This window comes from Streptomyces sp. AC627_RSS907 (assembly GCF_019049165.1).
This window is the reverse complement of the sequence record NZ_JAGMUE010000289.1, coordinates 55,689-79,680: the sequence shown is the minus strand read 5'-3', so window position 1 is coordinate 79,680 and position 23,992 is coordinate 55,689. Positions and strand designations below refer to the sequence as shown.

Genomic DNA, 23,992 nt, shown 5'->3' with positions numbered 1-23,992 from the left:
CACCCGTGCACCGTGCGCCTTCGACCCGAGGAGAACCCATGCGCCTGCCTCCCCATGAACGCGACGAGTTCGAAGCCCGCCTGGAGAGCCTGTTCGGGGACAAGCTGCGCCCCGTGGAGGAGTCCTTCGACGCCATCCAGCGGTTCAAGGACGGGTCGTTCGCGATGGGGCACCTGGGCCTGATGCTGTACACCAACGGCTACAACCTGCGAGGCACCAGCACCCGCCACCCCAACGGACTGGTCTACCACGACGGCGAGAACCTCTTCGGCGTCGGCTACTTCAGCAAGGAGGACGGCCCGGCGAAGCACCTGCACATCGTCGCGCCGAAGGGCCCGGGGAAGGTCGCGGCCGTCACGTCCTTCATCGCCGCCGTCCGGGAAGCCGGTCTCGCCCGGACCTCGGTGTACGTACGCCACCTGCCGCCGCAGGACCACGCCGCCTTCCTGGACGCCGGCTTCGCGCCCGTGGACAAGGACCCCTGGCACCCGGTCGCGCCCGAGGAGGACGAGACCCACCCCAACCGGGTCTACTACCTGGAGACCCTCCTCGAGGAGCAGGCGGACGGCGGCTTCCGCGTCCGCAACCTCCCGGGCGAGGAGAACCGCCGGTACAAGACCAAGAACCGCCTCGCCCACCGCCGGTTCGAGAACTTCCTCCAGCGCAACGACCACCTCGAGTTCCGCATCCGCCCCTACGGCTACACCGAGCCGGAGATACGCAAGGCCCGCGCCGTCGTCGAGGGCTACTTCGACGCCCGCAGCGAGCAGGACACCCTGGTCGGCTCCACCCCCGAGGACTACCGCGCGCTGATCACCCAGCGCCCCGGCGGGCAGAACGAGCGGGACTACTTCGCCTACCTCGGCGGTCTCTTCCTGCCGGACGGCGAGGAGGTCCCCGTCCTGTACTTCGCGGGCGAACGCACCGCCCCGCGCAGGGCCTCGCTCTACTGCACGATGACCATGCGCTTTCCCGGGAAGCTCAACGACGTCCTGAAGGACTCCACCGGCTTCACCGCGATCCCCCAGTACGTCTGGCTGACCGTGTTCCAGAAGATGTGGCAGCACGGCATCCGCGAGGTGGACGCGGGCGGCTCCGAGGTGAAGGGCCTCGACGACCAGAAACGGCAGCTCGGCGGCCGAGCCGAGAAGACCCACTGGGTCGTCGGCTGACCCGCCGCCGGCCCACCTTCCCCCACGCCGCATCCAGGGAGTGATGTCAATGCCATCGAGCAGGCCGTACGAGGACTACGACGTGTGCGTCGTCGGGCTGGGCTACGTCGGCGTCACACTCGCCGCCGCGCTGCTCACCACCGGCAGAAGCGTGCTCGGCTACGAGACCAATCCGGCCGTGGCGCGGGAACTCGCCCGGGGCCGGCTCCAGGTGGCCGAGCCGGGCGTCGAGGAGGCGGTCCAAGGCGGCGTCGCCACCGGTGCCTTCGCCGTCACCGGCGACCTCGGCGAGCGGCCACTGCCGCCCGTCGTGATCATCTGCGTCGGCACGCCCATCCGGGCCGGCGGCACCACCCCCGATCTCAGCCACCTGCGGGCCGCCACCGAGGCGATCGCCGCGGGCACCGGCGACGACACCCTGGTCATCGTGCGCAGCACCGTCCCGGTGGGCACCTCGCGCGACCTGGTCCTGCCGATCCTGCGCCGCACGATCCCCGAACCGCTGATCGCCTTCTGCCCGGAGCGCACCATCCAGGGGCAGGCACTGGCCGAACTGCTGTCCCTGCCGCAGATCGTCGGCGGACTGACCGACGAGGCCGGCAAGCGGGCGGCGGAGTTCTTCGCCACCCTCACCGACCAGGTGGTGCCCGTCTCCTCGCCGGAGGCCGCCGAACTGGTCAAGCTGGTCTGCAACTGCCACACCGACCTCATCTACGGCTTCGGCAACGAGGTCGCGCTGCTCACCGAGAAACTCGGGCTGGACGCGAGGGAGGTCATCGACTCCGCCAACCTCGGCTACCCGAGGCCCACCCTGCACAAGCCGGGCTTCGTCGGCGGCAGTTGCCTGACCAAGGACCCGTACCTCCTCGCCCACTCGGTCGCCGCCCACGACCACACGCCGCGGATGCTCCTCGCGGCCCGCGCCCTCAACGAGTCCATGCCGGTGCGGGTCGGCGAACGCGTCCTGGCCGCGCTGCGGGAGCAGGGGCAGGACCCCGCCGACGCCAGGATCCTGCTCTCCGGCTTCGCCTACAAGGGCCGCCCGGAGACCGACGACCTGCGCGGCGCCCCCTACGAGAGCCTGCTGCCGTACCTCAGGGAACGCGTCGGGGAGGTCGTCGGCCACGACTTCGTGGTGCCCCCGGACCGCATCGAGGCCCTGGGGGTGCGGGCGGTCGACCTGACGGAGGGATTCACCGGCGCCCACGCGGCCGTCCTCCTCAACGACCACCCCCGCTACGGCGACATCGACATCGCGGGCCTGGTGGCGCGGATGGCGGAACCGGCCGTGGTCTACGACACCTGGCGGGTCCTCCCGCCCTCGACGAAGGCGATGAGGCTCGGCCGTGCGTAAGAAGATCCTGATCACCGGAGGGGCCGGGTTCATCGGCCTGCACCTGGCCCGCCGACTGGCCGCCACCTGCGACGTCACCCTGCTCGACGACTTCAGCAGGGGCCGGTCCGACACCGAACTGTCCGATCTGCTCGGCCGCGTCGAGCTCGTCGAGCACGACCTGACCACCCCGGTGCCCGACGGACTGCTCGCCGACGACTTCTCGGAGGTCTACCACCTGGCCGCCGTGGTGGGGGTCGCCGAGTCCAACGACAACCCCAAGCGGGTGCTGCGCACCAACCTGCTGACCACCACCCACCTCCTCGACTGGCTCTCGGGCCTGACCGGCGCCACCCTCTGCTTCGCCTCGTCCAGCGAGGCGTACGCGGGCAGTGTGGAGGCCGGCGCCGCCGCCGTACCCACCGCCGAGGACGTGCCGCTGGTGCTGCCGGACCCCACGGTGGCCCGCTCCTCCTACGGCTTCAGCAAGATCGCGGGGGAGGTGCTGTGCCGCACCTACGCGCGCGCCCACGGCTTCCCCCTGCGCATGGTGCGCTTCCACAACGTCTACGGCCCCCGCATGGGCTACGACCACGTGATCCCGCAGTTCGTCGAGCGACTGCTCAGCGGCGCGGACCCCTTCGAGATCCACGGCGCCGACCAGACCCGCGCCTTCTGCCACGTCGACGACGCCGTCGACGCGATCATCGCGCTGACCGCCCTGCCGTCCAAGGAACCACTGCTCGTCAACGTCGGCAACGACGAGGAGGAGATCCTCATCAGGGACCTGGCCCGCAAGGTCTTCGACACCCTGGACCGCCACCCGGCCCTCGACGTCCACCCCGCGCCCCCGCTGTCCCCGGCCCGGCGCCTGCCCGACGTCTCCCGGCTGCGCGAACTGACCGGCTACCGTCCCAAGGTCGGCCTGGACGAGGGGCTGCGCCGCACCTGCGCCTGGTACGCGCGGGACATCGCGGCCCGCGGAACCGGGGCGTGAGCGGCGTGCGCGTACGGTACGTGCACCGCGGCTACTTCCCGGCGCGGGCCGGCGCCGAGCTGATGACGCAGTACCTCGCCGCGTCGATGAGCCGGCTCGGCTGGGACGCCGGGGTGTACGCGGGCCCGGTCGACCGCGACACCGCGCGGTTCATGCGGGAGACGGGGGTGAAGGTCCAGCCGTTCCCGGGCACCCCCGACGACACCGAACCGGCGGACCTGGTGCACGCCGTCGACGCCTACCACCCGCAGGACATCGCCTCCGGTCTGCGCCTCGCGCGGACCTGGGGGGTGCCGTTCGCCGTCACCCCCGCGTCCGCGCCCGAGGTCTGGCCGGACCGGGCGACCGTACTCGACGGGTGCCGGCGCGCCGACGCCGTCTTCGCGCTCTCCACCGCGGAGCGCGACATGCTGCGGGACGCCGGCGTCCGCGAGTCGGCCCTGCACGTCATCGGCCAGGGACCGCACCTGCCCGGCACCCCCGACCCCGACCGCTTCCGACGCGAGCACGGCATCAAGGGACCCATGGTGCTCTTCCTCGGCCGCAAGATGCGCTCCAAGGGCTACGTCACGCTCCTGGAGGCGACCCGGTACGTCTGGGAGGACCACCCGGACACCTCCTTCGTGTTCATGGGACCCCGCTGGGACGACGACTGCGCGCAGCTGTTCGCGCAGTACACCGACCCCCGCATCGTCGAGATCGGCCTGGCCGACGAGGACGCCAAGCACAGCGCGCTCGCCGCCTGCGAGCTGGTGTGCGTGCCCTCCACCGTCGACCTCTTCCCGCTCGTCTACGTGGAGGCGTGGGCCTGTCGCAAACCCGTCGTCGCCTCCACCTTCCTCGGCAGCGCGGAGGTCGTCGCCCACGGACGGGACGGCCTGCTCGCCCGGCCCGAGCCCGGGCCCGTCGCCGAGGCGGTCGGCCGGCTCCTCGCGCGGCCCGCGGAACGCCGCGCCATGGGGCGCCACGGCCACGACAGAGTGCGCCGTGAACTCAGCTGGGACGCGGTCGCCGACCGGGTCCACACCGTCTACCGCACGCTGATCGCCGCCCGGAAGCAAACGGAGAAGGCCCGATGAGAGCAGTGATACTGGCCGGAGGCGAGGGCCGCCGGCTGCGACCCGCCACCCTGACCGTGCCCAAACCCCTCATGCCGCTCGACGGCATACCGATCCTGCACATCATCCTCACGCAGCTGAAGAGCGCGGGCTTCACCCACGTGACGCTCTCCCTCGGCTACCGGGCCCACATGATCCGGGCCAGTTTCGGCGGGAACGAATGGTCCGGCATGAAGCTGGACTTCTCGCTGGAGGAGGAGCCGCTGGGCACCGCCGGCCCGCTCGCACTGCTCCCGCCCTTCGAGGACTCCACCCTCGTGATGAACGCGGACCTGCTCACCGACGTCGACTTCGCCGACCTGTGGGCCCGCCACAAGAAGTCGCAGGCCGCCGCCACGATCGCGCTCAGCAGCCAGGACATCGACATCGCGCACGGCGTGGTGGAACTCGACGACGAACGACGCGTGACCGACTTCCGCGAGAAGCCGCGGCTCAGCTTCCTGGTCAGTGGCGGCATCTACGTCCTCGAACCCTCCCTGCTGCGCTTCCTGCCGCCTCGGGGACGGCACGACATGCCCGCCCTCCTCGACCGCGCCCGCGCCCACGGCGAACGCGTCGAGGGCTACGTCATCGAGGGCGACTGGCGCGACATCGGCACGCCGGAGCAACTCGACCTCGCCACCGAGGCGTTCCGCGCCGACCGGGCCCGCTACCTGGGCCGGCGTGCCGCGGCCGAACTGTGCGCGGGCACCGGCGCGTCCCCGGGGGCGGTGGGAGGATGACGGCCTTCGACATCCCGCTCTACCGCCCGGCGTTCGGACCGGCCGAGATCGAGGCGGTCACCGAGGTCCTGCGTTCCGGATGGCTGTCCACCGGCCCCGTCACCGAGGACTTCGAGGGCAAGTACGCCGCCGCGCTCGGCGCCGAGTCCGCCGTCGCCGTCAGCAGCGGCACCGCCGCCCTGCACCTGGCGGTGCTGGCCCTGGACCTCGGCCCGGGCGACGAGGTCGTGCTGCCCTCCCTGAACTTCGTGTCGGCCGCCGCGACCGTCGCCCTGTCCGGCGCGACCCCCGTGTTCGCCGACATCAAGGGCCCCGACGACCTGTGCCTCGACCCCGAGGACGCCGCCCGGCGCATCACCCCGCGCACCCGGGCGATCGTCGCCATGCACTACGGCGGCCACGCCGCCGACCTCACGGCCCTCTCCCGGCTGGCCCGCGCCCACGGGCTGGCCCTGATCGAGGACTGCGCCCACGCCCCCGTCACCGACTCGGTCCACGGAATGCTCGGCACGGTCGGCGACATCGGCTGCTACAGCTTCTTCGCCACCAAGAACCTGGCCATGGGCGAGGGCGGCATGGTGGTCGCCCGCGATCCCGCCCTGCGCGAGAGAATCCGGCGGCTGCGCTCGCACGCCCTCACCGTCAGCGCCGCTCAGCGCCACCGCGGCGGCCCCTCCGGCTACGACGTCGACGCCCTCGGCCTCAACTACCGGCCCACGGAGCTCACCTGCGCCGTCGGACGCGTCCAGCTGGACGCCCTGCCCGCCGCGCAGGCCCGCCGCCGGGAGGCGGTCCGCGCGTACCGGGAGCAGCTGGCCGGCCTGCCCGGGCTCACCGTGCCGTTCGCCGGCCGGCCCGTGGAGGAGGGCGCCCACCACCTCTTCGCGGTGACGCTGCCTCCGGGGACCGACCGCGAGGCGTTCCAGGACCGGCTGCGCGCGGCCCGGGTGCAGAGCGGCGTGCACTATCCGCCCACCCACCTGTTCACCGCCTACCGGGAACGCTACGGCCTCGGGCCGGGCCTGCTGCCCGTGACCGAGGACGTGATGGCCCGCCAGCTGTCCCTGCCCCTCTACCCGGGCCTGGGCCGGGCCGAGGTCGGACGGGTCGTGGAGGCGGTGAGCTCCGCATGGCACCCGGCACCGTGAACGGCGGCCGTGTCACGCTCGTCGACGGTGTGCCGCACCGCGACGGACGGCCCCTCTTCAGCGTCGGCGTCAACTACCACCCCTCACCCACCGGGTGCGACTACTGGCGGGAGTGGGACGGCGCCCGCATCGACGACGACTTCCGCCGCATGGCCGAGGCCGGCGTCGACACCGTGCGGTTCTTCGTCTTCTGGGCCGACTTCGAGCCAGAGGAGGGCGTCCACGACCCGGTGATGACGGACCGGCTGCGGGAACTGGTCCGGACCGCCGACCGGCACGGCCTGTCGTGCCTCCCCTCCCTGCTCACCATCTGGATGAACGGCCAGCGCTTCGACCCGACGTGGCGGGGAGGCCGGGACCTGTGGCGCGACGCGGACCTGGTCGAACGCCAGCGGGCCTTCGTCCAGCACATCGCCACCGCACTGCGTCACGCGCCGAACATCCTGGCGTACGACCTCGGGGACGAGGTCATCCACGTCGACTCCGCGTCGTCCGCGCGGCTCGGCGCCGACGAGGTCCGCGCGTGGTGGGCGACGCTCGCGGACGCCGTCCGCGCCGCCGACCCGGACGCCCTGGTCCTCCAGGCCAACGAGGCGTCCGCGGTCCTCGGCGGCCACGCCTTCCGGCCGGAACACGCCCGGCCGCTGGACCTGGTGGGACTGCACGGCTTCCCGGTGTGGACGCCGTTCCACATCGAGTCCGCCGCCGCCCGCAAGGCCACCGCCTTCGTGCCCTACCTGGTGCGGCGCGGCAGCGTCCACCGGCCCGTGTACGTCGACGAGCTGGGCAGCTACGGCTGCGACGAGGCCACGGCCGCGGACTACCTGCGGGCCGCGGCCCACTCCGCGTTCGCGGCCGGGGCGGTCGGCACGGCCGTCTGGTGCTGGCAGGACTTCACCACCGACCGCAAGCCGTACGCCCTGCGGCCCAACGAGCGGCGCGTCGGACTGCTGACCGAGGACGGCCGGGAGAAGCCCGCACTGACCGAGTACCGGGCGTTCGCGCGGCGGGTCACCGGCGAGCTGGCCGGATTCCGGCCCCTGCCCGCGCCGGTGGGCGTGCTCGTCCCCGGGTACGACCCCGAGGACGGCGCCGGCTACCTGACACCGCCGGGCAGCGACGCGCCCGCCGCCTTCTACGCCCACCTGCTCCTCCAGCAGGCCCACCTGCCCTACGCGTTCACCCACCGCGACGCGGAGCTGGAGCGCCACGCGCTGGTGATCTGCCCGTCGGTGCGACAGCTCCCGCTGCCCGACCGCCGCCGCCTGGCGCGGTACGTGGCCGCCGGCGGCGTACTGCTCCACTCCACCGGCAGCCTGCTGGACGCCGCCGGTGACGAGGAGCTGTTCGGCATCCGGGTCCGCGACTTCACCCTGGCCGCCGACAGCCACGCCGGCTTCACCTGGGCGGGGGAGCACTATCCGCTGCGCTGGGAGCCCGGACCGGTCCCGGTGATCGACGCGGTGGGCGCCGAGGTGCTGGCCGCGTTCGCCGACGGCTCGCCCGCGCTGACCCGCCACCGCCTCGGCGACGGCGTCGTCCACTACCTCAACGCCCCGCTGGAGGCCCAGCTCAACGCCCCCTACCGCCTTCAGGAGGCGGCCTGGCACCGGCTGTACGCGGCGGTCGCCGAGGCGGCGGGCGTGCGCGCGCCGCTGACCGCCGACGACCCGGCCGTGGAGACGACCGTGCTCGGCCGCGGTGCCGAGCGCTGCGGTGTGGTGATCAACCACGCGCCCGAGCCGGTGCGGACGACGGTGCGCCGGACCGGTGACGGTACCCCGCAGGTCACCGAGGACCTGCTGCTGGAGCCCAAGGGAGTCCGCCTGCTGTTCTGGCGGGACGGAGCCGCCGAGCACGGTCCGGGCCTCCGGGAACGGACCGGGGAGCGACTCACATGATCATCGACGCGCATGTGCACGCGGGGGAGTACTACCGCCACTACTCGGCCCGGTTCGCCGCGCAGATGACCGCCACCACCGACATACCGCCCGAGGAGTTGTCCGCGCCGGAGGACAGGCTGCTCGCCGAGATGGACGCCGCGGGCGTCGACCGGGTCGTCCTGCTCGCCTTCGACGTGCGGCGCGTCGAGGGGTTCTCGGTACCGAACGAGTTCGTCGCCGAGCTGTGCGACCGCCACCCCGACCGCTTCACCGGCTTCGCCTCCGTCGACGCGGGCACCCCGGGCGCCGCCGCGGGCCTGCGCCGCGCCGTGACCGGACTGGGACTGCGCGGGCTGAAGACCGCCCCCTGCTACCTGCGCATGTCCCCGGCGGACCGCCGGTGGTACGACGTGTACGAGACCGCCCAGGACCTCGGCATCCCGGTGCTGATGCACACCGGGTACACGCCCTCCCGGCAGGCCGACCCCCGCTACTTCTCCCCCCTGCTGGTGGAGCAGGTGGCCAAGGACTTCCCCGGTCTGACGGTGGTCCTCGCCCACCTCGGCACCCCCTGGACCCGGGCCTGCGTCGACCTGCTCGCCCGGCACCCCCGCCTCTACGCGGACCTGTCCATCTTCGCCTCGTACCAGCCGCCCGCGACCGTGGCCTCGGCACTGGCGCACGCCCGCGACAGCGGCGTCCTGGACCGCCTGCTGTGGGGGACCGACTTCCCCTTCGCCTCCATGACCGGATCCGTGGCCCGGATGGCGCGGCTCGCCCAGGACCCCGAGCTGTGGCCACCGGGCAGTTCCCCGCTCTCCCCGCGGGAGTACCGGGACCTCATGGGCGGCACGGCCGAGCGGCTGCTCGCCCGCACCGCCCTCCCGGGCCGCTCCGGCCCCCCGTCCGTCCCGGCTCCCCGCACGACCGGCTCCCCGCACGACCGACTCCCGCACCAACCGACTCCCGCACCAACCGACTCCCCGCACGAACCGATGACTTGAGGTGCGATGACCTTCATCAGCGGATACGAGTTCGACGCCATGTCGCGTCGCCCCCTGTACGGCGACGTGACCCAGCGTCTCGTCGACATCTGTGAGGCACCCGCCGGCGGCGTCGTCGCCGACGTCGGCTGCGGCTCCGGCCTCGCCACCGAACTGCTCCTCGCCCGCGCCGCGCACGTCGGCACCGTCATCGGCATCGACCCCTCGGAGCACGAACTCGCCATCGCCCGCACCCGGCTGCGCGACCCCAAGGTGCGCTTCGTACGAGGACGCGCCCAGGACGTCGAGTCCCTGACCGGTCCCGTGGACGTCGCCGTCCTCAGCAACGTGATGCACCAGATACCGGCGGCGGAACGCGGCGCCGTGGTCGAGGGCTGCCACCGGCTGCTCGTCCCGGGCGGACGCTGCGCCCTGAACACCCTGTTCTACGAGGGGGCCGTGCTCCCCGGGACCCGGCCCTTCTACGCCCACTGGCTGCGCGCCGCACGGGAGGTCCTGCGCGAGGCGGGCAGCGACCTCGTGGTCGCCCGTACCAGGCCCGTGGCGATGCAGACGCTCACCCCGCAGCAGCACGAGGAGCTCTTCACCGCGGCGGGTTTCTCCCGGGTCAAGTGCGAGGAGGCCGTGTACGCGTGGACGCTCCGGGACTGGGAGGCCCTGTGCCGGTACTCGGTGTTCATCGAGGGGGCGACCGGGATCGACGACCCGGTCCTCGGCTCACAGGCGCTGATCCAGGGCCTGCGGACCACCTTCGAGCGGCTGGAGCTGACCGAGGTGCCCCGCCGCTGGCTCTTCGTGTGGGGCGTCAAGTAACCAGGGACGAGGGGGAACCGCGTATGGAGCCGGGTGAGGGAACGACCGGACGCGCCGCGCCGCCGGACGGCGCCGGCCTGCCCTTGTCGTACGCCCAGCAGGGGATGTGGTTCCTGGAGCGGCGCGCCGGCACCACCCGGTTCGCCGACCCCATGACGTTCCGCCTCGTCGGCGCGCTGGACGCGACGGCGCTGCGCGAGAGCATCGAGGAACTCGTCCGCCGCCACGAGGCACCGCGCACCACCTTCCCCGTCGTCGACGGCCGGCCCGTCCAGCGCGTGGCCCCGCGCGTGCCGGTGCCGCTGCCCCTGACCGACCTCACCGCGCTGCCCGCGGCGGAACGCGAGGACGCCGCCGCCCGGTTCCTGGCGGAGGACCTGCGCCGTCCCTTCGACCTGGCCGGCGGGCCCCTGATACGGGCGGCGCTGCTCCGGCTGGCACCGCGCGAGCACATCGTGCGGATCACCCTGCACCACCTGGTCTCCGACGCCTGGTCGTGGTGGGCGGTGCTCCTGCGGGAGCTGGAACGGCTCTACGCCGCACGGCTCGCCGGGCAGCCCTCCCCCCTGCCGCCCGCGCCGAGCCAGTACGCGGACTTCGTGCGCTGGCAGCACGACTGGCTCGCGGGACCGGCCTACCCCGGACACCTCACCTACTGGAAGCGGACACTGGCGGACGTCACCCCGCTGCCGCCGCTCACCCTGGCCCGTCCCGCGCCGCCGGGGGACGAACGGCCCTCGCGGACGAGGTGGCTGACCTTCCCGCAGCCCCTGTACGAACGGCTGCGGGCCACCGCCCGCCGCGAACGCGTCACCCTGTTCATGCTGCTGTTCGCCGCGTTCACCAGGGTGCTGCGCCGCTACGTGGACACCGACGACATCCTCGTCGCCACCCGGGGCGGATTCCGTACCCGGGCCGAGTTCGAGAAGGCGGTCGGCTTCTTCGTGAACCTGCTGCCCGTCCGGACCCGGGTGAGCGAGGACGAGGACTTCCGCGAGCTGCTGCACCAGGTCCGCCGCACCCTGCTCGGCGTCTACGCCCACCGCGACGTGCCCTTCGAGCGGCTCACCGCCGACCTGGGGCTGAGGCGGCCCGGATTCAGGCCGACGATCAGCGTGTGCGTCTCCTTCCAGACCACGCCGGAGGTGCCGCCCGCGCTCGAAGGCCTGGAGGTGACCCCGGTCGACCACGACCCCTTCTCGGCCTACCCCCTGGACCTGGGCTTCTACGAGGTCGAGGGCACCCTGCGCGCCCTGCTGACCCATCGCCCCGACCAGTACGACGACACCGCCGCGGGACGTCTGCTCGACGACCTGCGCCAGGTGCTCGACGCCGTCTGACGCGAACCGGAGGACCCATGAGAGCGCTGCAGTGGCACGGCACACGCCGGGTGGCGGTCGCCGACGACGTACCCGTGCCCCGGATCGAGGAGCCCGAGGACGCCGTCGTCCGCGTCGTCCGCAGCGCGATCTGCGGCACCGACCTCCACCCGTACCGCGGCGAGATCGCCGGCTTCACACCGGGCACCGTCACCGGCCACGAGTTCACCGGTGTGGTCGAGGCCGTCGGACCCGAGGTGCGCGGACTGCGGCCCGGCGACCGGGTCGTCGCCTCGGACATCATCGCGTGCGGCCGGTGCCGGTCCTGCCGCAGCGGCTGGCACTACCAGTGCGACCGGGTCGGGCTGTTCGGCTACGACACCGTGGTGGGCACCCGGGCGTACGCCGGAGGGCACGCCGAGTACGTGCGGGTGCCCTTCGCCGACGTGGTGCTGTTGCCGATCCCCGACGACGTCGGCGACGAACGGGCGCTGCTCATCGGTGACGTCCTCGCCACCGGTTACGCGTGCGCCGCGGGCGCCGGGGTGCGCCCCGGGGACACGGTCGCCGTGGTGGGCTGCGGCCCCGTCGGCCTGCTCGCCCTGGAGGCCGCCTGGACGATGGGCGCGGCCCGGGTGCTCGCCGTCGACCCGCTGGAGAGCCGGCGCGAACGGGCCGCCGAACGCGGTGCCCACCCCGTGCCCGGCGGTCCCGACGCCGTCCGGGAGATCGTCGACCTGACCGACGGCCGGGGCGCGGACGCCGTGCTGGAGGCCGTCGGCACGGACGCCGCGCTGCTGACCGCCCTGCACGCGGTCCGGCCGCGCGGGACGGTGTGCGCCGTGGGCTCCCACGCCTCCGAGGCCATGCCCCTGCCGACACGGCTCGCGTTCGCCAAGGAGGTCACGCTGCGCTTCGCCGTCGGCGACCCGATCAGCACCAGGGAGCCCCTGATGAACCTGGTGCGCGCCGGCCGGATCGATCCCACCTTCGTCGTCTCGCACCGGATGCCGCTGGGCGAGGCCCCGGAGGCGTTCCGGCTGTTCGACACCGGCGCCGCCGGAAAGGTGGTGCTGGTCCCGTGAGCACCTCCACACCCGTCTCCCGGACGACGGGGGACACGGCCCGCTCCGACCACCACGCGCACGCGCCGGTGGAACGGCACGCTCGCGACACACCGGACGCCGACGCCCTGCTCTGCGGCGACCGGCGGCTCGGCTACGCCGAACTCGACCGCCGCGCCACCCGGCTGGCCGCACGCCTGTGCCGCCTCGGCGTCGGCCCCGAGGTGCCCGTGGGTCTGCACCTGTCCCGGTCCGTCGAACTGGCAGTGGCGGTACTCGCCGTGCTCAAGTCCGGCGGAGCGTGCCTGCCCCTGGACCCCGCCCATCCGCGCGAGCGGCTGGCGCTCGCCCTGGCGGACAGCGCCGCCCCGGTCGTCCTGGCCCAGCGCGGGCCCGCCTTCGACGCCACCGCGTACCCGGGCACCGTCCTGTACCTGGACGACCCCGAGGCCGACCGGGACGCCGAGGACCGCTACCTGGACGACCCGGACGACCCGGACGACCGGGACGACCGCGCGGACGCCGCCGGGCCGCGCCCCGCGCCCACCGCCTCCGCGCCCGGCCCGCAGAACCTGGCGTGGATCGCGTACACCTCCGGGTCGACCGGGACGCCCAAGGGCGTCGCCCTCGCGCACGGTCCGCTCGCCAACCTGGCCCGCCAGATCGGGCGGCGCCTGGACCTCGGGCCCGGCGACCGGGTCCTGCAGTTCGCCTCCATCGGCTTCTCGGTCGCCGCCGAGGAGATGCTCGCCACCTGGGCCGCCGGGGCCTGCCTGGTGATCGACCCGGAGGAGGCGCTCGCGGACAGCGCCCGCCTGACCGCCGTCGTGGAGCGGTACGGCGTCACCGTCCTGCAGCTCACCCCCGCCTACTGGTACGAGTGGCTGCGGGAGCTCGGCCACGACGGCGTCCCGCGCCCGCCCGCCTCGCTGCGGCTGCTCGTCGTCGGCAGCGAGCAGGTCGCCGTCCACCGCGTCGCGGACTGGCTGCCCACCGGGGTACGCCTGGTGCAGGAGTACGGCGCGACGGAGGGCACCGTCTCCCAGCTCCTGTACGAGGTGCCCGGTGACGCCGAGCAGGTGGCGACCTGGCCCCGGCTGCCCGTCGGGACCCCGCTGGCCGGCGTACGGGTGCGGGTGCTCGACGAGCGGCTGCGCCCGGTCCCGGACGGCCGGACCGGCGAGCTGTACCTCGCCGGGGACTGCCTGGCCCGCGGGTACCTGGGACGGCCGGGAACGACCGCGCAGCGCTTCCTGCCCGACCCCTACGCCGACCGGCCGGGCGCCCGGATGTACCGCACCGGCGACCTCGCGCGCCGCCGGGAGGACGGCGTGCTGGAGTTCCTCGGCCGCGCCGACCACCAGATGAAGCTCCACGGCGTGCGCATCGAACCCGGCGAGGTGGAGTCGGCGATCGGCCGGTACCCCGGCGTCGCCGCGAGCGCCGTGTTCGCGCGCACGACGGCGGCCGGAGCGGACCAGCTGTGCGCCTGCGTGGTCTGGGAGGACGGCCACGACCCGGCGGGCCTGCGCGCGCACCTCGCGGCCACCCTGCCCCGGACGCTGGTGCCGGCACGCCTCTTCCCGGTCACGGAGCTCCCGCTGAACCCCAACGGCAAGGTGGACCGCCGCGCCCTGCCGCACCTGCCCCTCGACGAGGAACCGGACCCGGCGCACGGCACCGCACCGCGCACCGCGCTGGAGGCCGCCGTCGCCGGAGTGTGCGCGATGGCCCTCGGCGTCCCCCACGTCGGCCCCGAGGACGACGTCTTCGCCCTCGGCGGCGACTCCCTGACGGCCACCCGCATCGCGGCAGGCCTGCGGGAGGCGCTCGCCCTGGACGTACGCCAGCGCACGGTGTTCGACGCGCCGACGGCGCAGGCGCTGGCCCGGATCGCCGCGGAACTGCGCCGCGCGGGCGGCACCGAGGGCGCGGCGGACCCGGCGGCGGACCCCCGCCCGGGCGCCGCGGACACGGAACCCGAACACGCGCCCCTGACCTCCTCACAGCTGCGCATGTGGCTCCAGTACCGGATGGCACCGACGAGCGCCGCCTACAACGAACCGGTGGTCCTGCGTCTCACGGGCGACCTCTCGCCCTCCGCCCTGGAGCACGCGCTCCGGCAGGTCGTACGGCGGCACGGCGCGCTGCGCGTCACCATCGGCACCGAGGACGGACGCCCCGTGCAGCGTGTGGCACCGCCCGACGCCGACACCCCCGCGCTGCGGGTCACCGACCTGTCCGGCGCTCCGCCGCGAGAGACGGAACGGATCCTCGCCGAACGGGCCACCGCACCCTTCGACCTGGCACGCGGCCCCCTGCTGCGCGCGGACCTGCTGCGCACCGGCCCGGCCGAGCACGTACTGGCGCTGGTCTTCCACCACATCGTCTTCGACGGCTGGTCGACCGACGTGCTCTTCCGGGAACTGCGGGAGCTGTACCGGGAGGCCCTGACCGGCGTACCGGCGCGGCTGCCGCTCCTGCCGGTCTCCTACGCCGCGTACGCGAACCGGCACGGCACACCGGACCTGGCGGACGACCAACTCGCCTACTGGAAGCACGTGCTGGAGGGCGCCCCGGCCCGGACGACGCTGCCGTCCACCCGTTCCGCGGCGGGTCCGCCCGCGGCGGGACTGGCCTGCCCCTTCTCCGTCGGCTCCGGCGTCGCGGCCCGTCTGCGCAAGCTGGCCGAGGCCGAACGCGCCACGGCGTACACGGTGCTGCTCGCCGGCTTCCTGGTGCTCGTCCACCGGGAGAGCGGGGCCCGTGACCTGGTCGTCGGCTCGCTCGTGTCGGGCCGGGGCCGGCCGGAGTCCGCCGGGATGATCGGGTTGTTCACCAACACGGTGGCGTTGCGGGTGCGCCTGACCCCGCGCATGACGTTCCGGCTGCTGCTGCGCCGGACCAGGGAGGTCGTGCACGGCGCGCTGGACCACCAGGACGTGCCCTTCGACCGCGTCGTGCGGGAGCTCGGGCCGGCCCGCGGCGGGCAGGGCAACCCGCTGTTCCAGCTGATGTTCTCCTACGGCGGCCCCTCGGTGCGCCCGCCCGACCTCCCCGGTCTGGTCGCGGAGCCCGTGCGGGTGGACACGCGCTCGGCGAAGTTCGACGCCACCGTGATGCTCGAGGAAGCCGCGGACCGGGGCTTCGCGGGTGTCCTCGAGTACGACCTGGCCCGCTACGACGAGGCGACCGCCGACCGTGTCACCGCGGCGTTCCCCCGGCTGCTCGCGACGCTGGCGGAGGACCCCGACGCCGAGCTGTGAGCAGGTGACGACCCTGTCCCGACGACCGGCCCCCTACGGCAACCCCTGGAGGAACTGTGACCGACCATCCGGCGAACCCGACCCCCCGCCCCTCCGCCACCCTGACGGACCAGGAGACCCCGCACCGGCCCGGTGACGCGCGAGCGGCGGCGGAGGTGGTGCGCAGGGTCTGGGCTGAGGTACTGGAAGTGGACGCCGAGTCGATCGACGTGCACCGGAGTGACTTCTTCGAGCTGGGCGGGTACTCACTGCTCGCCCTCCAGGCCATCGGCAGGATCCTGACGGAGTACGGCATCGGCGAGGTCGAGTCGGTGGAATGGGAGGGAGAACTCCTCAACCGCCTCTTCGACGACGCCACCCCGATGGCCCAGGCCGCCTTCCTGGCGGAAAAGGGCTGCGGCGCCCCGACCGGGACCCGCTGACCGGCAGGGCACCCGGCCGGAGCGTCCGCCGCCCCGGCCGGGCGCCCGTACTGGGACCTGGCCCTCGTGCTCGGCCAGTTCGGACTCGTCCCTCCCTCGTGAGGGCGGCCCGGGCGTCCTGACCGGCGGCAGCGGTGGGGTCCGCCCTCGCCGCGGGCGGCACACGGTCCGGTACGTCGCGGCGGGCCCCGGCTCGCCGCCGCCTCCCGGACTCGCTGCTTGGTGTTTGGTGCCAGGACTCGCTTGCCCACCACGCCGAAGGCGGCCCGGCCCTGCGCGGGCGGTGGGCCGCCTTCACCGTCACGCCGTCGCGCAGCGCTCGCGCAGGCGCTCGACACCGTCCCCTTCCAGGTCGTCGAGATAGGCCGCGCGTCCGGTCATGGCCATCGTCAGGGCCAAGGTGCTGCCGGACACGAGTGCCCCGGACCCGGTCTCGAACGGGCCGTCCTGTGCGACGAGTCGTAGGCCACCGATACGTCCCTTGGCAGGCACCACCAGATCGGACCCCTGGTAGTACTCGGCCACCCGTGTGACCACCTCGGCCGGGTAGTCGCGACGGATGCCCAGCGGACGCCGGATGTCCTCCGCATGCACGAGCGTCTCGCCGAGCATGGCCACCGCGGGCAGGGGAGGCTTGGTCCGGCTGGGGACGACACGCCGGAACCGCTCGAGTGTCTCGGCCGGGGTCGCACCGAGCTGTTCGGCCAGCCGCATCGCCACCTGTCTGTCGAAGTCGAACCGGCAGCGGATCACGCCCGCCAGCCAGCGCACACCGTTGAGGCTCGCCCCCGCGGTGAGGTGCGCCAGTACCTCACGCACCGTCAGCCCGGCGCACAGCGACGGGGTCGCCCACCGGTCCTCGGACAGATCGGCGAGATCGGCCGCCAGTGCCGCCCGCTCGCCGTGGATCAGCGGCCAGAACCCGGCCCCCGGACGGCGGTCTGCTGCCAGTTCCGTACCAGTCATACGGGTGAGTCTCCTGTCACGAGTCGTGCTCTGCGTCGCACCTGGACCGGAACGCGTGGTCGTCCGGCAGGGTGTTCGAGAAGGAGACTCTCCCACCGGAGCAAATTCATCGCCCACCGGGCATGCCGTGCCGGTCGGCCGGCCATGACGCTGGTTCCCGTGACGGTCCACGGGCGGGCGCACGCCGCCGACCAGGGCGGACGGTGCCGGTCTCCTGTCCTGTGTTAGTGTCATGCGTTTGCGTGGTCGTCGCGGTGGGCGATTCTGCACGTTCGGTTCCGCTTCCGCGCGGGCTGTTCCCTCCCGCCGGGCCTTCCTCGGTACGTTCCCCTGCGGAAGGCTGTTCATGAAGCACCCCGATGACTCCGGCACCGCTCACGGCGGTCCCGCCCAGCCCGGGGCCACGACCCCGGCGCCCTCCCCGGCCGTCTCCTTCGCCGGCCTCCGACTGCCGGTGGAGGTGCTGCGGACGCTGAGCCGACTCGGCGTGCGCGAACCCTTTCCGATCCAGGCCGCCACACTGCCCGATGCCCTTCAGGGGCGCGACGTCCTGGGGCGCGGGCGCACCGGATCGGGCAAGACGCTGGCCTTCGGGCTGCCGCTGCTGACACGTACGGCCGGGCGGCGCGCCGAGCCGAAGCAGCCCCTCGCTCTGATCCTCGTGCCCACCCGGGAGCTGGCACAACAGGTCACCGAGGCGCTGACGCCGTACGCCGAGGCGCTGCGGCTGCGGATGGCCGCGGTCGTCGGCGGCATGTCGACCGGCCGGCAGGTCGCCGCGCTGCGCGAGGGAGCCGAGGTGGTCGTCGCCACCCCCGGACGCCTGCACGACCTGATCGAGCGCAAGGCCTGCCGCCTGGGACGGGTGAGGATCACCGTGCTGGACGAGGCCGACCAGATGTGCGACCTGGGGTTCCTGCCGCAGGTGACCGAGGTGCTCGACCAGGTGCACCCCGAGGGTCAGCGGATGCTGTTCTCGGCCACTCTGGAGCGCGACGTCGAGCAGCTGGTCCGCCGCTACCTCCACGACCCCGTCGTCCACTCGGTCGACCCGTCCGCGGGCACGGCTCCGACGATGGAGCACCACGTGCTGGTCGTCCACGGTCCCGACCGCTACGCCGTCACCACGGAGATCGCCGCCCGCGACGGCCGCGCACTGCTGTTCCTCGACACCAAGCACGCCGTCGACCAGCTCACCCGGCACCTGCGGGCCAGCGGGGTGCACGCCGGGGCCCTGCACAGCGGCAAGTCCCAGCCCCAGCGCACACGGACCCTGGCGCAGTTCAGGAACGGCCAGATCACCGTCCTGGTGGCGACCAACGTCGCGGCCCGTGGCCTGCACGTCGACGACCTCGACCTCGTGGTCAACGTCGATCCGCCCACCGACCCCAAGGACTACGTGCACCGGGCCGGCCGCACCGCCCGCGCCGGTGAGTCCGGCAGCGTGGTCACGCTCGTGCTGGCGGGCCAGCGCCGCGAGACGAGCCGCGTGATGGCCGAGGCCGGCGTCGAGCCGACCGTCACCAAGGTGCGCTCGGGCGAGGCGGAGCTGAGCCGGATCACCGGTGCCAAGGCTCCCTCCGGCACCCCGCTCGACGGCGGGCCCGCCGTCCCCCGGCCCAAGAACGGCAACGCTCCCTTCCGCGGCCTCGGCACCAGCAAGGACCCTTCCCGCGGCACCGGCGGCAGGTCCCGGAAGGCCGGCGAGGCCCGTAGGCTCGCCGAGGCCCGCAAGGCCGCCCTCGTGCGCCGCAACGGCTGAGAGCCGTTGCTCCGGCGGGGGACGTCCCGGCCACGAGCCCGTCGGTCCTCGGCCCGGCCCGAAGCGCGTTCCGTGCCGCCCCCCGTTCGCCCCCGTTCCGTGCCGCCCCCGTTCCGTGCCGCCGTTCTGTGTCCCCGCCAGCGCCTGCGCCTGTGCCAGCGCCTGCGAAGCGAACGCCCTCGACCGCGGGAGCGACACCCGCCGGAACGGAGCGGGATGACGCCGTCGGTGCCCGGCACCGCGCCCGGCATGACAAGCTGTGCTTGCCCACCCCCCCGAACCCAGGAGGTCACCATGACCGCAGAGCCCGCATCCACGGAAGGTTCGGAGTCGGCCGCCCCCGAGACGTCCCCTCTGGCGCCGGACAACGACGGCAACTACGACCTCAAGCGCAAGTTCCGCGAAGCCCTGGACCGCAAGCGCGGTGCCCAGGCGGAAGCCGCCGATGTCGCCGCCAACCCCGACGCGTCGAAGGTCCGCGCGGCGCACGGACCGGCCGCGAGCCAGCGGTCGTTCAGGCGCAAGAGCGGCGGCTGAGCCCGTCAGCCCCGGGATCCGGCCGCTTCCCCGGAATCCCGGGCGCCACCCACTCGCGCGCCCCGCGCAGTGGCCCGCGACGCGCGCGCATCGTCCCGGCCGGTGGGCAGGAGGGTCCCGGGCCCCTTCCTGCACACCGCGGACCTCCCGAACGGTGCGGGGCGTCCTGACGGACCCCGCCGCCCGGGCCGCACGGCCCTCCACCCGGCACCGGGCGATCGACCTCAGCGGGCGGGAAGGGCGACCGCACCCTCACCACCACCCCGTCCCGGCCACGGGACGGCGCCCCGGCACCCGGGCCGGTGAGGCTTAGGGCCGGGTGTACCTGGAAACGACTACTCCCGAACGATCGTCGCCACGACGGTCGGCCAGGACACGGGAGGGGTCTCACGTGGATGCGCCCTTGTACCTGAGGCCGAGGGTGGATCCACCGCTCGCCTCACTGCTGACGGACCGGCCCTTCCTGCACTCGCTCGTCGACGCGCTGGGGTCACCGCTCAACGTGCTGCTCCCCGAGGCCGTCGCCGAGAACGCCGCCCGCTTCCGTGCCGTCTACCGCCGCCACCGTCTGACCGGACGCGTGTACTTCGCGCACAAGACGAACCGTTCCAGCGCCCTGGTGCGGCGACTGGCGGCGGAGGACCCGGCCGCAGTCGGCATCGACGTCGCCTCTCAGGAGGAGCTGAGGCACGCACTGGGCTGTGGGTTCACCGGCGACCGCATCATGGCCACCGGGCCCAAGGACACCGCGTTCCTCTGGCTGGCGGCGCGCGTGGGAGCGACGGTGAACCTGGACTCGACCGGAGAACTGGAACGCCTCTCCGGCCTGGTCCGCACGCACGGACTCGGCCGGGTCGACGTACTGGTGCGCCTGTCCGGATTCGAGTCCGCCGCCGGCCGTGGGGGAGCGGGCACCCGGCTGCTCTCCCGGCGCAGCCGCTTCGGCACCTCGGTGCGCGACACGCAGTCGCTGCTGTCGGCGCTCGAACGGCACGCGGACACCGTGCAGTTCACCGGCGCCGCATACCACCTCGACACCACCGGCGTGGAGGAGAAGGCGCGGGCGCTGGAGCAGTGCGTGCTGTTCATGGACGAGTGCCGGGCACGCGGCCTCGCGCCGCGCGCCCTCGACATCGGCGGCGGATTCGGCGTCGGTTACGTCGCCGACGCGGAGGAGTGGGACCGGTGGACCACCGCGCTGAGCGAGGCGGTGCTCGGTGTCCGCCCGCCACTGACCTGGCGCGGTCACGGTTACGGACTGCGCAACGAGGGCGGCACGGTACGGGGGAGCGCCGCGCTGTACCCCGCGCACCGTCCCACGGCCGGCCCCGGCTACCTGGACGAGTTGCTGTCGCTGCCCACGCCGGCGCTGGGCCGGTCGTCCGCCACCCTCCTCCTGGAACACCTCCACGACCTGTACACCGAGCCCGGCCGCGCCCTGGTCGACCAGTGCGGGCTGTCGCTGGCACGCGTGCTGGACATGCGGCCCGTGGACGCGGACTCCGGGCAGTACCTGGTGCACCTCGGCATGAACGCGGGAGACATGAGCCTCGAGGAACACGGAGTCCTCGTGGACCCCGTCCTGCTCCCGCGCGGCGAGGCGGAGACGGGTGACGGGGAACCGGTCGGCGTCTACCTCACCGGCAACCTGTGCCTGGAAGGAGATCTCATCACCCGCCGCCTGGTCTTCCTGCCCCGGCTGCCGCAGGCGGGGGACCTGCTGGCCTTCGTCAACACCGCCGGATACGCCATGGACTTCCACGCCCACCACGCGCAGCGGCAGCCCGTCGCGCGGACGGTCGCGGTGGAGCGGCGGGGCGGCTCCTGGCGCTGGTGCCCGGACGAGGACTACTGGCCGATCACACCTTTGGGGGGAACAACCGGATGAGGTACGACAGCATCACCGAGGCCATAGGCAACACGCCTCTGGTGCGCATCGATCCCGCCGTGCACGGGCTGCGCCACATCGACCTCTACGCGAAGCTGGAGATGCTCAACCCGTTCGGGTCCGTCAAGGACCGGCCCGCGTGGCACATGGCCCGGCCCCACCTGGAGGCCGCCGCCGGCGGTGACGGGACGGTCGTGGAGCTCTCCAGCGGCAACACGGCCAAGGCGCTGGCCCTGCTCGCCGGCATGCACGGACTGAGGTTCAAGAGCGTCACCAACCGCATGCGCGTACCCGAGATCAAGGAACTCCTCCTGCTCCTCGGCGCCGAGATCGAGGAACTCCCCGGGCGCAGCGAGTGTCTCGACCCGACCGACACGGACGACCCGCTGACGCACTTCCACCAGGCGCTCTCCGACCCGGGGAGCACCTACCTGCACACCGACCAGTACTTCAACCCCCGCAACGTCGAGGCCCACGCGGCGGGCACCGGCCCCGAGATAGTGAAGGACCTGGACGGCCGGGTGCCGGACTGGTTCGTCGCCTGCGTCGGCACGGCCGGTTCGTCGACCGGTGTCGCCAGGGTCCTGCGCGAGCACGACCCGCGGGTGCGGGTCCTCGGCCTGGTCGCCCACAAGTCGGACTTCATCCCCGGCATCCGCACCATCGACGAGGTCCACCAGGTCGGCCTGTTCGACCCGGCGACGTACGACACCATCGAGTCGGTCACCTCGGACGAGGCCATCGACGGGATGCTCACCCTGATCCGCCGCTGCGGACTGCTGTCCGGCCCGACCGGAGGCGCCGCCTACCAGGGAGCGGTGCGGCAACTGCGGGACGCCGACGCCGAACTGGACGGGACGGGGGAGCGGCGGACGGCGGTCTTCATCGTGTGCGACCGGGCCGAGAGCTACCTGAGCTATGTGCGGCAGCGACGCCCGGAACTCCTGGGCCGGACGGACCGAGGGCGCTCCGCTTCCGCCGTCACCGACGCCGAGGCCCGCGCGGAGGCCCGCGTCATCGACGTGGAAGACGCCCGGCGCTGGACCGTCACGGGTGATCCCCGGCCGCTCGTCGTCGACCTGCGCAGCCCGCACGCCTACGCCGCCCTGCACATCGAGGGCTCGGTCAACATCGTCGACGAGCTGTTCGAGGACCTGCTCCGCGGCGGGCTCCCCTTCAGCAAGCGCACTCCCGTGCTGCTGGCCTGTCCGGTCGGGGAGAAGTCCCTGCGCTACGCCGCCGCGCTGACCCGGATGGGCCACCCGGACGTCCGCAGCCTGGCCGGCGGGATCGTCGCCTGGCGGGACGCGGGCGCACCGCTGGTGCGCGAATGAGCGCGGCCCAGCCGCTTCCCGGGACGGACGGTGAAAAAGACCTGTCCTGGCAGCGGGAACTGAGGGAGCAGTTCCCGATCATCGGCGCCCATCCCGAGCTGGCGTATCTCGACAGCGCGGCGACGGCGCAGAAGCCACGCGCCGTACTGGAGGCCGTGCAGACCTACCTCACGACGTCGAACGCCAACGCGGGCCGCGGCACCTACCCCTGGGCCAACCGGACCACGGAGCTGGTGGAATCGACCCGGGAGCGGGTCAAGGAGTTCCTCCACGACCCCGAACCGGGCCGTTCCGGCGTCCACTTCACCAGCGGCACCACCGAGGGCCTGCGCACCGTCGCCCGGGACTGGCTCGTTCCGTACCTCTCCGACGGCGACGAGATCCTCGTGCCGCACGCCGACCACCGGGCCAATCTGGACCCCTGGCTCGAGGCCCGGCGGCTGCTGGCCGAACGCGGTGTCGACGTCCGCGTACGGGCGTTGCCGTACCAGGCGGTCTCCGGTGACTACGACCATCGGGCGCTGGGTGAGACCGTGGGCCCGCGGACCCGCTTCGTGGCCGCCACCCACGTCCACCACGTCTACGGCGGCGACATGAACGTGCACCGCATCCGCGCGGCGGTCGGCCCGGACGTACCGATCTGCCTGGACGCGGCGCAGAGCGTCGGTCATCTGCCCGTCCACCTCGGCGATCCGTCACTGGACGTGGACTTCGTGGTCTTCTCCGGCCACAAGGCGATGGCCCTGCCCGGCTCGGGGGCGGTCTGGGCGCGCAACGCGCGGGGCCCCGTCTTCCGGCCGGAGGGCTGGCAGGGCACGCCCAACACGGTGGGCATCGCCTCCCTGAGGGCCGCGCTCGACTGGCTGGACGCGGCCTCGGTCGAGCGGATCGCGCGCTGGACGGCCACGCTCACCACCCGGTTGACGGACCGGCTCAGGCGCCTGGGCCCGTACGAGGTCCTCGGCTGCCCGGCGAGCCTGGCCGCCAACTCCGCACTGCCCACGGCCCAGCGCCGCCACGGCATCGTCACCTTCCGGCACCGCGACATCCCCTCCGACGACCTCGGATTCATCCTGTACAGCCACGGCTTCATGGTCCGCGCCGACAGCCTCTGCCAGGCCGGCGCCGACGAGCGGGACGGGTCGGTACGGGTGAGCCTGCACGTGTACAACACGGTGGAGGAGGTCGACCGCCTGCTGGCCGTCCTCGCGTCGTTGACGTGAATGGCAACTGATAACCGTTTC

19 protein-coding genes are annotated in these 23,992 nt (G+C 73.4%); 18 read left to right on the top strand and 1 reads right to left on the bottom strand.

What is annotated here, in order from left to right:
• Positions 1–38 precede the first annotated feature (38 nt).
• From KUM32_RS34405 to KUM32_RS34345, 13 genes are read left to right on the top strand one after another with little or no spacing between them, the layout of a single operon-like run.
• Entirely contained in the window at positions 39–1,172 is a 1,134-nt protein-coding gene (locus KUM32_RS34405; RefSeq protein ID WP_217145846.1) for a hypothetical protein, read from the top strand.
• Between the two features lie 49 nt (positions 1,173–1,221).
• Positions 1,222–2,526, top strand: coding sequence for a nucleotide sugar dehydrogenase (locus tag KUM32_RS34400; protein ID WP_217145845.1), 1,305 nt, complete (start codon positions 1,222–1,224; stop codon positions 2,524–2,526).
• Complete coding sequence (locus KUM32_RS34395; protein ID WP_217145844.1) at positions 2,519–3,502, top strand: NAD(P)-dependent oxidoreductase; 984 nt, start codon at positions 2,519–2,521, stop codon at positions 3,500–3,502. The genes KUM32_RS34400 and KUM32_RS34395 overlap by 8 nt, the downstream gene beginning before the upstream one ends.
• Positions 3,499–4,581: a glycosyltransferase family 4 protein gene (locus KUM32_RS45105; RefSeq protein WP_217145843.1), complete on the top strand. Its 1,083-nt coding sequence runs from the start codon at positions 3,499–3,501 to the stop codon at positions 4,579–4,581. Before KUM32_RS34395 ends, KUM32_RS45105 begins: the two co-directional genes overlap by 4 nt.
• Entirely contained in the window at positions 4,578–5,342 is a 765-nt protein-coding gene (locus tag KUM32_RS34385) for a sugar phosphate nucleotidyltransferase (protein ID WP_217145842.1), read from the top strand. The genes KUM32_RS45105 and KUM32_RS34385 overlap by 4 nt, the downstream gene beginning before the upstream one ends.
• Positions 5,339–6,490 carry a DegT/DnrJ/EryC1/StrS aminotransferase family protein gene (locus KUM32_RS34380; protein WP_217145841.1) on the top strand — a complete coding sequence of 384 codons (1,152 nt, stop codon included), beginning with the start codon at positions 5,339–5,341 and terminating at the stop codon, positions 6,488–6,490. Before KUM32_RS34385 ends, KUM32_RS34380 begins: the two co-directional genes overlap by 4 nt.
• Positions 6,472–8,391 (top strand): beta-galactosidase trimerization domain-containing protein, encoded by a 1,920-nt coding sequence (locus KUM32_RS34375; protein ID WP_217145840.1) that lies wholly within the window; start codon positions 6,472–6,474, stop codon positions 8,389–8,391. The genes KUM32_RS34380 and KUM32_RS34375 overlap by 19 nt, the downstream gene beginning before the upstream one ends.
• The gene (locus KUM32_RS34370) at positions 8,388–9,377 is read left to right on the top strand and encodes an amidohydrolase family protein (RefSeq protein ID WP_217145839.1); all 990 of its coding nucleotides are present in this window, start codon (positions 8,388–8,390) and stop codon (positions 9,375–9,377) included. The genes KUM32_RS34375 and KUM32_RS34370 overlap by 4 nt, the downstream gene beginning before the upstream one ends.
• Before the next feature lie 6 nt (positions 9,378–9,383).
• Positions 9,384–10,190, top strand: a complete 807-nt coding sequence (locus KUM32_RS34365; protein ID WP_217145838.1) for a bifunctional 2-polyprenyl-6-hydroxyphenol methylase/3-demethylubiquinol 3-O-methyltransferase UbiG — start codon at positions 9,384–9,386, stop codon at positions 10,188–10,190.
• Positions 10,191–10,213: 23 nt separating this feature from the next.
• Positions 10,214–11,530 (top strand): condensation domain-containing protein, encoded by a 1,317-nt coding sequence (locus KUM32_RS34360; protein ID WP_217145837.1) that lies wholly within the window; start codon positions 10,214–10,216, stop codon positions 11,528–11,530.
• 17 nt (positions 11,531–11,547) lie between these two features.
• Positions 11,548–12,594 (top strand): alcohol dehydrogenase family protein, encoded by a 1,047-nt coding sequence (locus tag KUM32_RS34355; protein WP_217145836.1) that lies wholly within the window; start codon positions 11,548–11,550, stop codon positions 12,592–12,594.
• Positions 12,591–15,839 carry a non-ribosomal peptide synthetase gene (locus KUM32_RS45100; RefSeq protein ID WP_217145835.1) on the top strand — a complete coding sequence of 1,083 codons (3,249 nt, stop codon included), beginning with the start codon at positions 12,591–12,593 and terminating at the stop codon, positions 15,837–15,839. Before KUM32_RS34355 ends, KUM32_RS45100 begins: the two co-directional genes overlap by 4 nt.
• Positions 15,840–15,895: 56 nt before the next feature.
• Positions 15,896–16,261, top strand: coding sequence for an acyl carrier protein (locus KUM32_RS34345; RefSeq protein ID WP_217145834.1), 366 nt, complete (start codon positions 15,896–15,898; stop codon positions 16,259–16,261).
• A gap of 300 nt (positions 16,262–16,561) precedes the next feature.
• Here the strand turns inward: KUM32_RS34345 and KUM32_RS34340 are convergent, their stop codons facing one another.
• Positions 16,562–17,227 carry a maleylpyruvate isomerase family mycothiol-dependent enzyme gene (locus tag KUM32_RS34340; RefSeq protein WP_217145833.1) on the bottom strand — a complete coding sequence of 222 codons (666 nt, stop codon included), beginning with the start codon at positions 17,225–17,227 and terminating at the stop codon, positions 16,562–16,564.
• A gap of 346 nt (positions 17,228–17,573) precedes the next feature.
• Between KUM32_RS34340 and KUM32_RS34335 the strand changes: the two genes are divergently transcribed.
• The 5 genes from KUM32_RS34335 (at position 17,574) to KUM32_RS34315 (ending at position 23,971) form a co-directional block, all read left to right on the top strand.
• Entirely contained in the window at positions 17,574–18,989 is a 1,416-nt protein-coding gene (locus tag KUM32_RS34335; protein ID WP_217145832.1) for a DEAD/DEAH box helicase, read from the top strand.
• A gap of 294 nt (positions 18,990–19,283) precedes the next feature.
• Positions 19,284–19,526, top strand: a complete 243-nt coding sequence (locus KUM32_RS34330) for a DUF5302 domain-containing protein (RefSeq protein WP_217145831.1) — start codon at positions 19,284–19,286, stop codon at positions 19,524–19,526.
• A 391-nt stretch (positions 19,527–19,917) separates the two neighbouring features.
• Positions 19,918–21,414: a Y4yA family PLP-dependent enzyme gene (locus KUM32_RS34325; RefSeq protein ID WP_308408790.1), complete on the top strand. Its 1,497-nt coding sequence runs from the start codon at positions 19,918–19,920 to the stop codon at positions 21,412–21,414.
• The gene (locus KUM32_RS34320) at positions 21,411–22,748 is read left to right on the top strand and encodes a pyridoxal-phosphate dependent enzyme (protein ID WP_217145830.1); all 1,338 of its coding nucleotides are present in this window, start codon (positions 21,411–21,413) and stop codon (positions 22,746–22,748) included. The genes KUM32_RS34325 and KUM32_RS34320 overlap by 4 nt, the downstream gene beginning before the upstream one ends.
• Positions 22,745–23,971: an aminotransferase class V-fold PLP-dependent enzyme gene (locus KUM32_RS34315; RefSeq protein WP_217145829.1), complete on the top strand. Its 1,227-nt coding sequence runs from the start codon at positions 22,745–22,747 to the stop codon at positions 23,969–23,971. The genes KUM32_RS34320 and KUM32_RS34315 overlap by 4 nt, the downstream gene beginning before the upstream one ends.
• Positions 23,972–23,992: the final 21 nt, after the last annotated feature.